Consider the following 14,427-nt stretch of genomic DNA (forward strand, 5'->3'; position numbering starts at 1 on the left):
CCAGACCCCGTCATATCTGGGCCACCGTCTTGATTTTTGCCTTCGGGTGGATCTCGTTCTGGGACAAGACCACGGTAACCGGCCGGAAGCGTTCGATGACCGACCGCACGAAGGGGCGGATCTGCGGGCTGACCAGCAAGGCGGGCGTCTGTCCGTTCATGGCGGCGCGTTCGAAGGCGCTGCGCACACCGCTGATGAATTCCTGCAGCTTGCTTGGCGCCATGGCCAAGTGTTGTTCATCGCCTTGGCCAACCACGCTTTGCATGAAGGTCTCTTCCCATTCCGGCGTCAATGTAATCAACGGTACGACGCCGTCCTCATTGGTGTTGGCGTCGGAAAGCTGACGGGAAAGGCGGGCGCGGACATGTTCGGTGATCTGGGTGACGTTGCGGGTATAACCGACGGCCTCGGATACGCCTTCCAAAATGGTCGGCAGGTCGCGGATCGAGACGCGTTCGTTCAGCAGATTTTGAAGCACGCGTTGAACACCACCCAAATTGATCTGCGTCGGAATAAGGTCTTCCACCAGTTTGCGCTGGCTGTCGGGTAACTCGTCGATCAATTTCTGGGTTTCCGCATAAGACAACAACTCGGCCATGTTGTCTTTTACGATTTCCGTTATATGGGTGACCACAACGGTTGAGGGATCGACAACCGTATACCCGCGGAACATCGCTTCCTCGCGCTGGTTGTCGGCGACCCACATGGCCGGCAGGCCGAATGTCGGCTCCACGGTTGCTTCGCCGGGCAAGGATATTTTCTCGCCGCGTGGATCGATGATCAGGTGCATGTTGGGGCGCAGGTCGCCGCGGCCGGTTTCGATTTCCTTGATCCGGATGACATAGGAATTCGCGGGCAGTTGCAGGTTGTCCTGGATGCGCACCGCCGGCATGACGAAACCCATCTCGCCGGCGATTTGCCGGCGCAGCGCCTTGATCTGGTCGGTCAGTCGGTGCTCTTCATTCGCATTGATCAGCGGCAGCAATCCATAACCCAGTTCCAGTCGGATCAGGTCGATTTGCAGGGCGCTGGAAATCGGCTCTTCCGGCGGGGCGACGGGGACGTCTTCTTCCATCTCGGCAATTTGCGCGGCGACGGCTTCATCCCGGTCCTGACGTTGCAGCAGGAACCCGGCAGTGCCGCACATGATCGCCAGAAGGGCGAAGGGCCAGGCCGGCAAGCCCGGGATCAAACACAGCAGCAGCAACAGCCCCGCCGCGATCCACAAGGTCATCCGGTAGCTTGTGAGCTGACCGAAGACGGCAACGTCGGTGGCGCCCGAGACCCCGGCCTTGGTGACCAACATGCCGGCGCCGGTGGAAACGACAAGGGCGGGGATCTGGCTGACCAGCCCGTCACCGATGGTCAACAGCGTGTAGTTTTCCGCCGCCGTAGCCATTGTCATGCCCTGTTGCACCACGCCGATGATGATGCCGCCGATGACGTTGATGAAGGTGATCAGAATACCCGCGACCGCGTCACCGCGAACAAACTTGGATGCACCGTCCATGGCGCCGTAGAACGAGCTTTCGGTTTCCAGTTCCTTACGGCGTTTGCGGGCGTTGTCTTCGTTGATCAGGCCGGACGACAGGTCGGCATCAATCGCCATCTGTTTGCCGGGCATGGCGTCCAAGGTGAAACGGGCGGCGACTTCCGCGATACGCCCGGCGCCCTTGGTGATGACGATGAAGTTGATGATGACCAGGATCGCGAAAACGATGATCCCGATGACATAGTTTCCGCCCGCCACGAACGACCCGAAAGCCTCGATGACCCGGCCCGCAGCCGCGGTGCCGGTATGACCTTCGGACAGGATCAATCGTGTCGAGGCGACGTTGAGGCCTAGACGAAGCATCGTCGCGATCAACAGGATCGTCGGGAAGGAGGTTAATTCCAGCGGCGATTTGATGAAGACGACCGTCAGCAGAATAACGACGGAAAACGTGATCGACAGCGAGAGCGCGAAATCGAGGAGCGGGGTTGGCAGCGGCACCAGCAGCAGAATCAAAATCGCAAGGATTCCGATCGGAAGGAAAATTTCCTTGTGGAAATTCATGCCGCGCAGACGGTCGCCCATGCCCATACCGGCAGCAGCCCCCGCACCAGTGGCGGCAGCATCCTGTGGTGCAGGCGTTTGTTGCGGTGTCCCTTCGGTATCGGCCATTTTTCTCCCCTACCCGAATTATCGGTTACGGAAGCGGCAAGGGCCGCCCGTTACAAGGGGCGACCCGGCGCGTGACTGTATGGGATGGCGTTCCAAGGGCATGCTAGGCCGAACCGTCTCCCGGTGCGGGGACGGCCAGGCCTTCCTCAGAATATTGCTTCAGCTTGTTGCGAAGGGTTCGGATCGAAATGCCCAGGATGTTCGCCGCATGTGTCCGGTTGCCAAGGCAATGCTGCAAGGTGTCGATGATCAAATCCCGCTCGACCTCAGCGACCGTCTTGCCGACCATGCGCGCCGCCGGTGCCGCGGAGCCTTCGGCCGCGTCCTGTGCCGATTGTGATCCCTCCATGGCAGAGGGGGCCGAGGATGCCATGCCATCGGCTGCCGGGTTGGAGGCGGCAACGGCCGGTGCCGTTTCAGCAGGGACGGCGGCCGGCTTCGGTTGCTTATGGGTCGGGCCGGCGCCCAACAGAATGGCTTCCTCGCCGATCTCGTCCCCTTGGGCCAACAGCACGGCCCGGTGCATCGCGTTTTCCAGTTCACGAACGTTGCCCGGCCAATGATGTTCCTTTAGCCGCTGCATGGCGGCGGCCGATAGCGGGCGCGACGGCATGCCGTTGGACTCCGCGTATTTGGCTGCGAAGTGCTCGGCCAGGGCCGGAATGTCCTGTGGTTTCTCACGCAAGGAGGGAAGCTGCAGATTGACCACGTTCAATCGGAAATAAAGATCTTCCCGGAAATTGCCGTTGGACACTTCGTCCTCAAGGTTCCGGTTCGAGGTTGCCAGCAGTCGCACGTCGACCGATACGGGTTTCGCGCCCCCGACACGGTCGATCTCCCGTTCCTGAATGGCGCGCAGCAGCTTCGCTTGAAGGCGTGGATCCATTTCGCTGATTTCATCCAGCAGCAGGGTGCCGCCATTCGCTTGTTCGAACTTACCGATCCGCCGGGCGACGGCGCCGGAGAAGGCGCCCTTCTCATGTCCGAAGAGTTCGGATTCCAGAAGGTTTTCGGGGATCGCCGCGCAATTCAACGCAACGAATTCACCCGATGCCCGTTTGCTCTTCGCGTGAACGTACCGCGCCATCACTTCCTTACCGGTGCCGGATTCCCCGGTGATCAGCACCGACGCCTCGCTGGGCGCGATCTGGTCCGCCAGTTTCAGAACCTGACGCATGGCCGGGTCGCGGTGAATGATCGCATGGTTTTCTTCCGCGACCGCTTCGAACACGGCAGCGATCAATTCCGGGTCCGGCGGCAGAGGTAGAAATTCCTTCGCCCCCGCCTTGATCGATGCGACGGCGATTTCGGGGGACGTTCCCTCGATGCCGCAGGCGATGATGGCGACTGCTATGCGTTCCGAGTCCAGGGCTTTGGAAAGCTCGGCGATGTTCATGCGTGCATCGACCATGATCACTTCCGCGCCATAACCGGACCGAAGCGTGCTGAGCGCTTCTTCGATATTGTTGACGGATGTGACCTTCGCCCCGCGTTTCATCGCGATCTGGCTGGCGGTACTTAAATGCCCACCCAGGCTTCCGATAATCAGCAACTTCATGACGCTATCCCGTCCAGGTATTCGATGATCCGTGCATGCGGAACCATCATGTCAAAGGCTTCTTTCATGACCGTTATCCGAAATAGTCCACGCGCCGCGACGGCGGCAGCATCGTGTTGAAAAGCATTTCCAACCGGCGCGGATTTTCCTGGCGCCCGATGGATGCAGCCGCGGTGACGCAGAGATGGTTGGTCAGCATATCCTCGGCCGCGTTGCGCTCCAGTTTCGACGCAAGCGGGTTGAACACCATATTGGCTAGGCACGCGCCGTAGAAGGTGGTCAGCAAGGCGACCGCCATGCTGGGACCGATCGTCGCCGGGTCTTCCAGGTTGCTCAGCATCTGGACCAGTCCGACAAGCGTACCGATCAGCCCCATGGCGGGCGACAGTTCCGCCGCCTTGCGCAGAATGCTGACCGACCGCGCGTTTCGTTGCGCCCGGGCCTGAACTTCCCGCAGCATGATGCGTTCGACTTCATCACCGGACGTGCCGTCGATCACCATGCTCAGGCCTTGAACCAGCATCGGTTGGCCTTCTAATACGGGAAGGTAGGATTGAATCGCGAGAATGCCGCGATACCTGGCGACCTGGGCCACTTGCAGCATTTGAATGGCGACCGCGCGGACGTCGTGATGGGTCCGGAACACCGTCCGGCCGACATCCTTCATCGAACTGATCATATCGGAAACGGAAAAACAGGCGGTGGTAACGCCGAAGGTTCCGCCGAAGACGATTAGAACGGAGGGGCCGTCCAGAAAGGAGCCGGGCGATCCGCCGAGCACAATGGCCGCCGCGACCAGGATGACGGCGGCAAGAATGCCGAGGACGGTCGCCAAATCGACCGCGCTTCGGCCCGCCGTCGGCTGGCTTAATCCGCGTTCAGCACTGCGCTCGAGATCTGTTGCCATTATCCGCCCGTCTTATCCGACTTGATGATTTCCGTCATGGTGACGCCCAATTTGTCGTCGACCACCACGACTTCGCCACGGGCGACCAAGCGGTTGTTGACGTAAATGTCGATGGCTTCCCCAACCTTGCGGTCCAGTTCCACGACCGCGCCCCGGCCCAGTTTCAACAATTGGCTGACTTGCATATGGGCCTTGCCCAGAACGGCCGACACCTGGACCGGTATTTCATACACGGCTTCCAGGTCGCGAGCGCCTGTCGGCGCGACAAGTTCGGCAGCGCGCGGGTCGAGCGGCTCTCCGCTCTGTTCGCCTTCCTCCAACTCGTTGAGGTTAAACTCTTTTGACTCGTCAGACATTTTGGTCCTCCTCGGAAACGGCTGTTTCCGCTATGCCGTCCGCCCCTTGTTCGTTGATAGGGGCGGAGGTTTCATCGACAGCCGCACGGTCGTTCTCCGGCTGCGACATTTCCTGTGTTTCTGTTGCCGCGGTTGGCTCATGTGTTTTGGGCTCCGGTGTTTCTGGCTCCCGCGTTTCTGGCTCAGGCGTTTGCGCGTTCTCTGCCATATCCGGCGCTGACGTCTCGGGCTCCTCCGGCGGCAGGTCCGGCATTGGCGGGGCCGCGGCTTGGGTGCGCTCGACGACGGCCTCAATGGCTTGCCAGATATCCTTTTCAATTCGATGCATGCCGCCGCCGTCCCAGACCGCCACCAGGTCGGTCGGTCCAAGGGTGGGGTCGGCGACAAGCTTGATGCGGCCTTCGAAACCGCTCCGCGCCGCAAGCACATCCACCTGCGGTTCCAACAAGCCCAGTGAATCCGGTGACACCGTGATCAGGATCCTGCTTGCGGGTGTGATCTTTTCCAAACATTCGGCGAGCAGGACGCGAAGCTCTTCACCGCCATGGCTGTCAACAAAATCGGGCAGAATGCGCCGGCAGACTTCCAGGGAAAATTCCGTCATTTCGGCGGCGATCCGCTCATTTGCCAAATCTTGATGCACATGCATGCCGCTGATTTGGGCGCTGAGGTTTTCCAGCAGGTCGAGGGTTTGCGCTTCCTGTTGTTTCTGGGTGTCCGCAACGCCGGCCTGATGACCTTCCTGCCAAGCCGCAGCCTTCGCCGCCTGCAGTTCCTCTTCCGTAAAGGTCGGCGGCGGCGGGGTTTGGTTCTGTTCGGCCAACTCGGCGGCGCGCGCAGCTTCTTCCCTTTCATGCCGCTTGCGTTCGCGGGCACGCTGCATCGCTTCCTCGTCGAAGGACTGCTCGAACAGAAATGGTTTCGCCGTTGCGGGTCTCATTATGCCTCAAACCAATCCGGCTTTGTCGCGCCGAAACTTGTTTCCACAACTGGCCGATCGATTGATCGACTAGTAAATCAACTCGTCCTCGGCGCTGCCTTCGGAGATGACGATTTCCCCACGCGCCGCAAGGTCCTTGGCCAGATTGACCATTTCCATCTGTGCGTCGTCCACGTCGCGTAGGCGGACTGGGCCGAGTGCCGCCATATCCTCGCGCAGGATCTTCGCTGCGCGTTCCGACATATTGCCGAAGAACAGTTCCTTGATCTGATCGGAAGAGCCTTTGAGCGCGATGCCCAGCTTGTCCTTGTCCACATTCCGCAGCAGCGTCTGTACACCCGACGGATCCAGCTTCTGCAGATCCTCGAAAGTGAACATCAGCGCCTTGATGCGTTCCGCGCTGTCGCGGTTGCGCTCCTCCAACAGGGTCATGAACCGGTTTTCGGTATTGCGGTCCAGGTTGTTGAACATTTCCGCCATGACTTCATGGCTGTCGCGGCGCGCGGTTCGGGCCAGGTTGGTCATGAATTCGTTGCGCAACGTGCGCTCGACATCGTCCAGCACTTCCTTCTGCACCGCTTCCATCCGCAACATGCGCATGATGACTTCCATCGCGAAACTCTCGGGCAGGGCGGCCAACACGCGTGAGCCGTGGTCCGCTTTGATCTTCGACAGCACGACCGCGACGGTCTGCGGGTATTCGTTCTTCAGATAGTTGGCGAGGACGACCTCGTTCACATTCGCCAGCTTGTCCCACATTGTCCGCCCGGCGGGACCACGGATTTCTTCCATGATCTGGTTGACGCGGTCGGCGTCCAGCACCTTGCCCAGCAGGCGTTCCGTGCTTTCATACGAACCGACCAGGCTGCCGGTGGACGAGATCTGTTCCGCAAATTCGACGAACAAGCGTTCCACGACGTTCGAGCTGACCGTACCGAGATTGGCCATCGATGAGGAAATTTCCCGGATTTCCTCGTCATCCATAATGCCGAACAGCCGGGCCGCATAGTCTTCCCCGATCGCCAACATCATGATGGCGGCCTTCTCCGGCCCCGACAGCCCCCGAAAGTCTTCTCTTACCCTCATGTCAGTTACCCGAAGGCGGCTCCGTCTGGTTCAATGGCCACAACACACGGCCTGATGCGCAACCCGATGCGCGGCTCATTTCCCGCCCCTGGGCCCGGTGGTGGGCGGACCGGAACGATGACGCAATACTCACAGTCCCCGACTCTCTATCGCTTGGAAAGGGAATGTTACGTTTCATTTTCCTCGGTCCGCATCTCATCCGTGTGCCGTTCGGGCTGCCCTTGGGCTTCCGAAGCCGTCTGCGAAAAGCGATCAGGTGCCTTCCTGATACATCCAGTTGCGAAGGATCGCCACGGCCTCTTCCGGGTGTTTGTCTATAATTTCCCCGATCTTCTTCATCGAAGAAGCCTTCACACGGCCTTCGATATGGGCGATGTCGATCATTGTCTCCGGGTCGTCCTCGGCATCGCCGCCGGCCATCATCATCGCGCCGCCGGCGCCACCGGCAGGGGCAGGGACCAGCGCGCCGGACTGGTCTGTGATAAGTGCCGGCGCGGCTTCGTCGTCTTCCATCGTGATGGATACGGCCGAGGTTTCAAAGATTTTCGACACCAGCGGGCGGATCACCAGCAGGGCAATCAACAGACCAACGCCGCCCAGAACGATCACTTCGATGATCCGCTGGATGTCCGGCCCGGTAAGACCGAAGAAGGTCTCGACGCCCCCGTCGTCCAGGTCAATCGGATCCGCGAAGGGCATGTTGACGACTTCTACTGAGTCGACGCCGTCCTCGAAGCCGATGGCGGTTTTCACCAGGACTTCGATTTGCTGCATTTCGGCTTCCGTACGCGCGACATAGGCGCGGGTCGGCTCACCGTCTCCCTCAACCGGGGTGACATCGTAGGAGCCGTCGACCAGGACGGCGACAGAGACGCGCTCGACCTCGCCGGGCGCGCGGACCGTATTGGTGATGGATTTTGAAATTTCGAAGTTGGACCGTTCCTCGACCCGGCTGGAATTTTCGGAAACACCGCCGCCGGCGCCGAATTCCCCGCCGCCGTCGGGCAGGTTGTTGCCGACCGTAACCGCGTCTTCGCCGGCTTCGTTCACGTTGTTCGCTTCTTCGATGCTTTCCGAAGACCGCAGGACCTGACCTTCCGGGTCATAGGTCTCGACGTTCTGAACCACCTGGCTCATGTCCATTTCCGCCTGGACCTGAACGCGAACCTTGCCGATGCCCACCGTGCGTTCGACCAATTCCTCGATGCGGCGCGCCAACCGGTTTTCATAGGCGGTGCGCAATTCGTCGGTTTGGGCGGAAGCGAGGCCTTCCTCGTCGCCGCCGCGGGCCAGCAATGTGCCGCGGTCATCGGCGATGGTAATGTTGTTGGGCTTCAGGCGGTCGACGCCTGTTGCGATCAAATGCTGGATGGCGAGAACTTGCTGCTTGTCCAGACGCTGGCCGCCGCGCATGCGCAGGATAACGGAAGCGCTCGGTTCGCGGACCTCACGGGTAAACAACTCCCGTTGCGGCAGGACCAAATGCACGCGGGCCGATTTTACCGTTGTGAACGAGGAAATCGTCCTGGCCAATTCGCCTTCCAAAGCGCGCTGGCTGGTGATCTGCTGCATATAGCTGGATGTGCCGAAGCTTTGTTCGCGGTCGAACAGCTCGTTGCCCAGCACGCGACCGCCGAAGCCCATCTCCGCCATGCTCAAGCGCAATTGGGCGACCTGATCGGCGGGAACCATGATTTCCGTGCCCTGGTTCCGCAATTCGAAGGGAACGCTTTGCGCGGTCAGCTGGGTGATGATTTGGTTGGCGTCTGTCTGATCCAGATCACCATACAGCAAACGCATGTCGGGAGAGGTGAGGCGCGTCATCATGAAAATGAAGAACGCCATCAACAAGACCGCGACACCGCCAATGGCGGCAACCCGCGTCGGCCCTAAATTCTGAAAAACCTGCACTAACCCGTTCACGATACCTCTCCCTGAACGCTTGCCGCGTTCGCTGAATCGGCACTGATTGCCTGCGCGAATACACCGAGCACCCGGTCAGCCGGAATGCCGATGATGCTTTTCGCGAAGGCACCTCTCACAATGCCAATTCGCCTCTCCTGTACGATCTCCCAAAATAACGATATGTGATTTGCTAAAGAGATCAAAGTAGAAAATAGGCAAAAATCACCTAGCTTTACTTTTGAATACTTGTGAATTTCTTGGGTTGACGCCGGGCGTGGAAAACCCACTAAGTAAAACCATGTAGCTGTCATGATGCCGCGCCTCTTAATCGATGTCGCGTGACGGTGAATCAAGGTGCGCGGCCCGGCTCGCGGACAAATAAGCACGCATGATTGATGGAAATTAGGTGGGGGCTAGAGACCCTTTAGCCGGCCTTTTGCTTGTCCACGCGTCGCAGCCCGCTGAGGCGGGTGACTTTGAGTCCGGCCGCACCGTGCCGGGTCAACGCGTATTCCCAATCCTGAAATTCCTCGGCCGTCAGCCGATAACGCTTGCAGGCTTCTGCCTGCGTCAGGAAGCCGCCATGCACCGCAAGCACAACGGCTTGCTTGTACTGGGACGTCCAGCGTCTCAAGTTAGGAGGAGGCAGGCCCGGACCGGTGGTCCTTGCATGGCCTTGGGTGCGGTTCTGTTCGGCGCTCCCCGCGCCGGGAAATTGAACGACGGATGTGTCTGCCTTTAATTGGGCTTCTTCTTCATCGCGGTCCATTTTGAAATGGCTGGTCATATCAGCCCTCCTGGTCCCGTGATTTTATCTCTCAGTCTCTCATCGTCGCTGGCTTACTCGTGCCTGACAACAATGATCGTATGGGGGAATGGTTAACAAAGTATAAATTATCTAAAATTTTATCTAAATTCTATCTGAATGAAAAACTGAGATATTTATCACTTTAAAATCAACATCTTAATAGCGCGGTATCATTGTAGCTTTATCCCTTCCATTGGATCGAAGACGGATCCTGACGGGCAGTTGGTTAACCTTACACCCAAAATGAAAAGAAAAGATGAAGAATGAATGGCGCGCAGTACGGTGGGTGCCGTGACCGGACTGTCATGGACGGTAAAAAGAAGAAGGCCGGCCCCATGAAGGGCCGGCCCGTATTCCCGTTCGGCGCTCGTCTGTTGTGCGCCGGCGATATGTGATCCGTTATCGGATCGTTCGGATCAATTCATCCAGCAATTCATCCGCCGTCGTGATCGTCCGTGTATTGGCCGAGAAGGCGCGCTGCGTGATGATCAGCTTGGTGAATTCGTCGGCGATGTCCACGGTCGATTGTTCGAGCGACGAGGGCGAGATCGCACCCGAACCGCCCGTCCCGGCCACACGCGGTACCGGCTGGCCACTGGCATCGGTCTGAATGAAGACGTTGCCGGATAGCGGTGTCAGGGCGTTCGGGTTGTTGAAGGTCGTGATCGGCACCTGGAAAATCTCACGCGTCACGCCGTTGTCGAACAACGCGGTAACAATACCGTCGTCGGAAACGGTCACCCCGGTCAGGGAGCCGAACTGCCGTCCGTTTTGATCCAGGTTGTTGATGACGTTGGCGCCGTCGAACTGGGACATACCGTCCGTGCCGTTCAGCGTCCCCAGGTTCAAGGTGATCGGCACCAAGTCGTCATCCGTCGCCGAATTGGCGTCGAAATCGATCAAGAAGTTCATATCGGACGTCGTGGCGTTGCCGAAAGCGATGTCGCCGCCCGCCGAATTGAATGTCGTGGTAGCGATGGAACCGTCGGCGTTGAAGGTGATTTGTCCCAGGGACGCGATCGACCGCGTTCCAACAAGGGCTTCCAAATCAAGGTCAGCGGCCGCGTAGGAAGCATTCGACCCTGCGGCGCCGACATCCGGGATCGCCGCGCGTTCATCATCATCCAGCAAGCCGTCGCCGTTGGTGTCGAAAGAGCCAGACTGATCGGTGCCGTCGTTGTTCACATCGATATCGACGAACTGGCCGCCGCCGACGAGTTCGGCGGAAACGTCCCAGGTATCGACCGCGGAATTGCGCGTGAAGGTGACGGTCAGTGTCCGTTGTCCGCCCTGGCGGTTGAAGACCTGAAGCGCGACGTCGAACGAATCGCCGGTCGCGGAGGCCGCCGGCAGGTTCGAACTGATCTCGACTTCCGTCGTCGGTGTCGCCACCGCGGAAGACGAAGAGGTGTTGACCGCGGAAAAGGCGTTCGGGACCGTCGTCACTTCGAAGCCTGTATCGGCGGCGTTTCTGGGCCAACCGGTCAGGAAGAAGCCGGCCGCGTTTACCAGGTTGCCGTCCTGGTCGGTGCGGAACTCACCTGCGCGGGTAAAGAAGATGTTCCCGGTGGGTTCGAAACGGCCGCTGGTCTCGTTGAAGGTTACTTCGTCGGTGACGGTGAAAAAGCCCTGCCCGACAACCGCAAGGTCGGTGGCGTTCGCCGAAGCGGCCAGCAGTCCCTGAATGTCGTTATCGCGGGCGACACGGCTTTGGACACCACCGGAAGAGAACAACGTCGTCGACGCGGAATTCGTAACCAGCGTGTTGAACTGGATGCGATTGACCTTGTAGCCGGTCGTGTTGACGTTCGCGATGTTGTCGGCGGTCGTTGCAAGAGACTGACTCTGTGCGAAAAGACCGGAAACACCGGATCGCAATGCGCCGAAAATACTCATTTATCTATCCTCCGTCGAAGCGGCGTTCAAAGGCTTTCACCGGTGCTCGTTGTCCTTGGTGGCGAGCCTTTGAAAAGAACATTCAGGTAATTGAAACTGCTTCTGCTGAGGTGACGGCGCGGTTCTCCACGGCCGTATCGGCAATCGGGTTAAGCCCCATCCTCGACCGTCGGTTCAGGCGGCGGTCTAACCGAGAAAATCTTGTCCAAAGCGATGCTCAAGGCGCCGCTGGTGACGAAAGTGCCTTCGTCGTCGGATTCAACCCCGTCGACGATGGCCGTCGTAGAATGCTGGACGTCGATCGGCTGGTCGTCCTCATTCACGGCATTGATCTGGAAGGAGTAGATGCCGGATGGCACTTCCTGTCCGGTGATGTCCTTGCCGTCCCATTCGAACGTGTTGTAGCCGAAGTCGACATCCTCCAACGACGCGATGAAGACGATGTTGCCGGCAATGTCGGTCACGGTAATGGCCGTGGTGTCGGGCGTGTCTTCCAGTTCAAAACCGAGCGTCGTGCTCTCGCCTTCTTCGATGTTGAAGATTTGTCCTTCGGCTTCGACTTCCTGGCCGATATAGCTTAGCGCGCCGATCGCCTGGTTGCCGGATTGCAGCGCAATCAATTCTTCCAGATTACCGTTCTGCTGGATTTCCTGTTCGACGCCGGCAAACAACACCAACTGATTGGTGAATTCATGGGTGTCGGTCGGTGACAGCGGATCCTGGTTCTGCAACTGCGTGGTCAGGATAAGCAGGAAATTATTGAAGTCGGCGCTGATGCTGGAGCGCGACTGGGAAGCTGTCGTGGCCTCCGTGCTCAGTGATGCGACTGCTTCAAGATCAGACATGGTAAATACTTTCCGTCTTCTGCGTTCTCAAAGGGGTAACGATCCCGTCAAACGCGTACATCGTAATGTCCATCCGCGTCGGCTTGGGCCATTTCGCCGAGGCCGAGCATGCTGTCGCCTTCACCGGCATCCCCACCATCGGCGAGTGCATCGCCGTTACCGCCGCCGGTCGATGAGCCGGACCCATCTTGGGCGGTTTGGCTGCCTTGGCCCTGCAGATTGAAACTCAAACTGTTTTGGTCGGCCTGAAGCCCGGCATCCTGCAGCGCTTGGGTCAGCGCCCGGGAATCGCCGCGCAGCATGTCGAAGGTTTCCTGCCGCTCGACCGTGATGACCGCGGTTACGCGCCCGTCATGGGCGACTTCCATCTTCACATCGACCTTGCCTAGTTCCGACGGGCGCATCTGGATTGAAATGCGGTCCAAGCCCTGTGCGGCGGCGCGATTGATGTTCACGGCGACCTGGTCGGTGACGACTTGCGGCGGAACCTTCGGCTTCGCGGCAGCGGCGGCTTGGGCGGCTGCGCGGGCGGCTGAATTGGCCTGGGCATTCTGCACGGTGCCGGCGCCCGTGACGGGATCAGCGGCGGATGAACCGACATTCTGGACTGTCGCGTTGGTTGCCTGCGCGCCGGTCGAATTTTGGGCGGCTGCTGCGACGAGTTGATCGAATGCGGTTGCCGCCGGGTTTTGCGTGGCGGCGGAATTGGCATTGGCGTTCGTTCCGGCTTGGTTGGCCGCGCCGGATTTTTCCGCGCCCTTGGTCGCGGCGCCATTGGCATTTGCCTTGGCGGATCCGTTGGATGCCGGGGCAGGGGTCTCGCTATCGCTTGCAGCATTGGCAAGCTGCGTCGCGGTCGGGCGGCCTTCGCCACTCTGCGCAGGCTTGGCGGTCTGTGCGGCGGCTGCGGACTGCGCGTTGACCGTCGTTTCCGATGCCAAAGCATTGTTCGGTTTGGCGACGGCTTGCTCGGTCTTGCTGACCTTGCCCTTGGCTGCGTTCGCGGCCTTTTGTGCAAGGTCCGCGTCCTGGCCGGCCAGATTACTTTGGGCCTTGGTGTCGGTGTTCACATCCTGGGGTTTATTGGATGCATTGGTGTTGGCGGCTTGCTGTTTAACTGCGGCGGCTTCGTTGCCAACGGCCTTCGACACGGTATCGGTGGCGTCAGTTGCCACCGTTGTGTTCTGCGCGGCGGCGGCAGCTGAATCCGAGGGCGCGCCCTTGTCGTCGGATGCCGGCGCAGCGGTGTCATCGACTGAAGCGGCCGTGTCGGGTTTCGCTTCGGCCTGGCCTGTGTCGTTGCCGTCACCGGTAGGCTTTGGCGCTGCGTCTGGACGCTTCGCTTCGGCCGGTTCATGGGCGGCGCTGGTTTCATAGGTCTCGACCGGGTCGGCTTCTGTTTCCGGGCGTTCGTCGCGGGCAGGCGTGACCGGAACGGAGTCGTCGTTCGTTTTTGCGGTCTGGGGGACGTCCAGATGCTTGTCCACACGCGTGAAGACGATGTTGCTGGGAACCTGGCCCTGTACCAGCGTCGCGAAAAGATCGGACTTGCTGGACGATTTGCCCTGGTTCTTGGTCTTCTGTTGCTGCGCAGTGGCGGCGGCGTCATTGACCCGATCTACGGCCCCGGTGCTCATCGCAAACTCCTGACGGTTTATTCCGACCCCATATCAGCAAATGGCGGGCCAGTTTTCAGGTCAGGAAAAATGAATTTGATTTCAGTGTGTTAGAGATGGTGCGCTGGATGATGTAGGGTCAGTGCCGGGGGATGGGGCAGGGATGGCGCGAAGATTCCTACCGATTTGTGCCGGGTGAGGAAAAAACTGCCCCGGCCTTCCAGATCGGCACGCCACGGGTCGATAGGATAGCCATCACGGGATTAGAGGTCGCTGGTCAGGAGGCTGTGGTGGGGAGCACGGTGCGGACGCACACATACAGCCGGCGAAACATGCTCAGCCGGTT

At 59.6% G+C, this 14,427-nt stretch carries 11 protein-coding genes; all 11 read right to left on the reverse strand.

Features of this window, described 5'->3' with window-relative positions; translation table 11 throughout:
* Positions 1–10 precede the first annotated feature (10 nt).
* Positions 11–2,164: a flagellar biosynthesis protein FlhA gene (gene flhA / locus EOI86_RS04355; RefSeq protein ID WP_420810080.1), complete on the reverse strand. Its 2,154-nt coding sequence runs from the start codon at positions 2,162–2,164 to the stop codon at positions 11–13.
* 103 nt (positions 2,165–2,267) lie between these two features.
* Entirely contained in the window at positions 2,268–3,722 is a 1,455-nt protein-coding gene (locus EOI86_RS04360; protein ID WP_127763895.1) for a sigma-54-dependent transcriptional regulator, read from the reverse strand.
* A 73-nt stretch (positions 3,723–3,795) separates the two neighbouring features.
* Positions 3,796–4,629, reverse strand: coding sequence for a motility protein A (locus tag EOI86_RS04365; protein WP_127763896.1), 834 nt, complete (start codon positions 4,627–4,629; stop codon positions 3,796–3,798).
* Positions 4,629–4,985, reverse strand: a complete 357-nt coding sequence (gene fliN / locus EOI86_RS04370) for a flagellar motor switch protein FliN (RefSeq protein WP_127763897.1) — start codon at positions 4,983–4,985, stop codon at positions 4,629–4,631. Before fliN ends, EOI86_RS04365 begins: the two co-directional genes overlap by 1 nt.
* Positions 4,978–5,925, reverse strand: coding sequence for a FliH/SctL family protein (locus EOI86_RS04375; protein ID WP_127763898.1), 948 nt, complete (start codon positions 5,923–5,925; stop codon positions 4,978–4,980). Before EOI86_RS04375 ends, fliN begins: the two co-directional genes overlap by 8 nt.
* A gap of 69 nt (positions 5,926–5,994) precedes the next feature.
* A complete protein-coding gene (fliG, locus tag EOI86_RS04380; RefSeq protein ID WP_127763899.1) occupies positions 5,995–7,011 on the reverse strand; it encodes a flagellar motor switch protein FliG in 1,017 nt (338 codons plus the stop codon).
* Positions 7,012–7,263: 252 nt separating this feature from the next.
* Positions 7,264–8,934: a flagellar basal-body MS-ring/collar protein FliF gene (fliF, locus tag EOI86_RS04385; RefSeq protein WP_161973695.1), complete on the reverse strand. Its 1,671-nt coding sequence runs from the start codon at positions 8,932–8,934 to the stop codon at positions 7,264–7,266.
* A gap of 406 nt (positions 8,935–9,340) precedes the next feature.
* Positions 9,341–9,703 (reverse strand): DUF1153 domain-containing protein, encoded by a 363-nt coding sequence (locus tag EOI86_RS04390; protein ID WP_205032054.1) that lies wholly within the window; start codon positions 9,701–9,703, stop codon positions 9,341–9,343.
* A 420-nt stretch (positions 9,704–10,123) separates the two neighbouring features.
* Complete coding sequence (locus EOI86_RS04395; protein WP_127763901.1) at positions 10,124–11,620, reverse strand: flagellar hook protein FlgE; 1,497 nt, start codon at positions 11,618–11,620, stop codon at positions 10,124–10,126.
* A gap of 149 nt (positions 11,621–11,769) precedes the next feature.
* Entirely contained in the window at positions 11,770–12,465 is a 696-nt protein-coding gene (locus tag EOI86_RS04400; protein ID WP_127763902.1) for a flagellar hook assembly protein FlgD, read from the reverse strand.
* Between the two features lie 47 nt (positions 12,466–12,512).
* Positions 12,513–14,102 (reverse strand): flagellar hook-length control protein FliK, encoded by a 1,590-nt coding sequence (locus EOI86_RS04405; protein WP_127763903.1) that lies wholly within the window; start codon positions 14,100–14,102, stop codon positions 12,513–12,515.
* Between the last annotated feature and the right edge of the window lie 325 nt (positions 14,103–14,427).

Origin of the sequence: Hwanghaeella grinnelliae (assembly GCF_004005845.1) — a bacterium.
Classification (GTDB): domain Bacteria; phylum Pseudomonadota; class Alphaproteobacteria; order UBA8366; family Aestuariispiraceae; genus Hwanghaeella; species Hwanghaeella grinnelliae.

Bases quoted from the DNA above. Each gene is read 5' to 3' on its own strand.
- flhA (WP_420810080.1), bottom strand. From the start codon at position 2,164: ATGGCCGATACCGAAGGGACACCGCAACAAACGCCTGCACCACAGGAT.
- EOI86_RS04360 (WP_127763895.1), bottom strand. From the start codon at position 3,722: ATGAAGTTGCTGATTATCGGAAGCCTGGGTGGGCATTTAAGTACCGCC.
- EOI86_RS04365 (WP_127763896.1), bottom strand. From the start codon at position 4,629: ATGGCAACAGATCTCGAGCGCAGTGCTGAACGCGGATTAAGCCAGCCG.
- fliN (WP_127763897.1), bottom strand. From the start codon at position 4,985: ATGTCTGACGAGTCAAAAGAGTTTAACCTCAACGAGTTGGAGGAAGGC.
- EOI86_RS04375 (WP_127763898.1), bottom strand. From the start codon at position 5,925: ATGAGACCCGCAACGGCGAAACCATTTCTGTTCGAGCAGTCCTTCGAC.
- fliG (WP_127763899.1), bottom strand. From the start codon at position 7,011: ATGAGGGTAAGAGAAGACTTTCGGGGGCTGTCGGGGCCGGAGAAGGCC.
- EOI86_RS04390 (WP_205032054.1), bottom strand. From the start codon at position 9,703: ATGACCAGCCATTTCAAAATGGACCGCGATGAAGAAGAAGCCCAATTA.
- EOI86_RS04395 (WP_127763901.1), bottom strand. From the start codon at position 11,620: ATGAGTATTTTCGGCGCATTGCGATCCGGTGTTTCCGGTCTTTTCGCA.
- EOI86_RS04400 (WP_127763902.1), bottom strand. From the start codon at position 12,465: ATGTCTGATCTTGAAGCAGTCGCATCACTGAGCACGGAGGCCACGACA.
- EOI86_RS04405 (WP_127763903.1), bottom strand. From the start codon at position 14,102: ATGAGCACCGGGGCCGTAGATCGGGTCAATGACGCCGCCGCCACTGCG.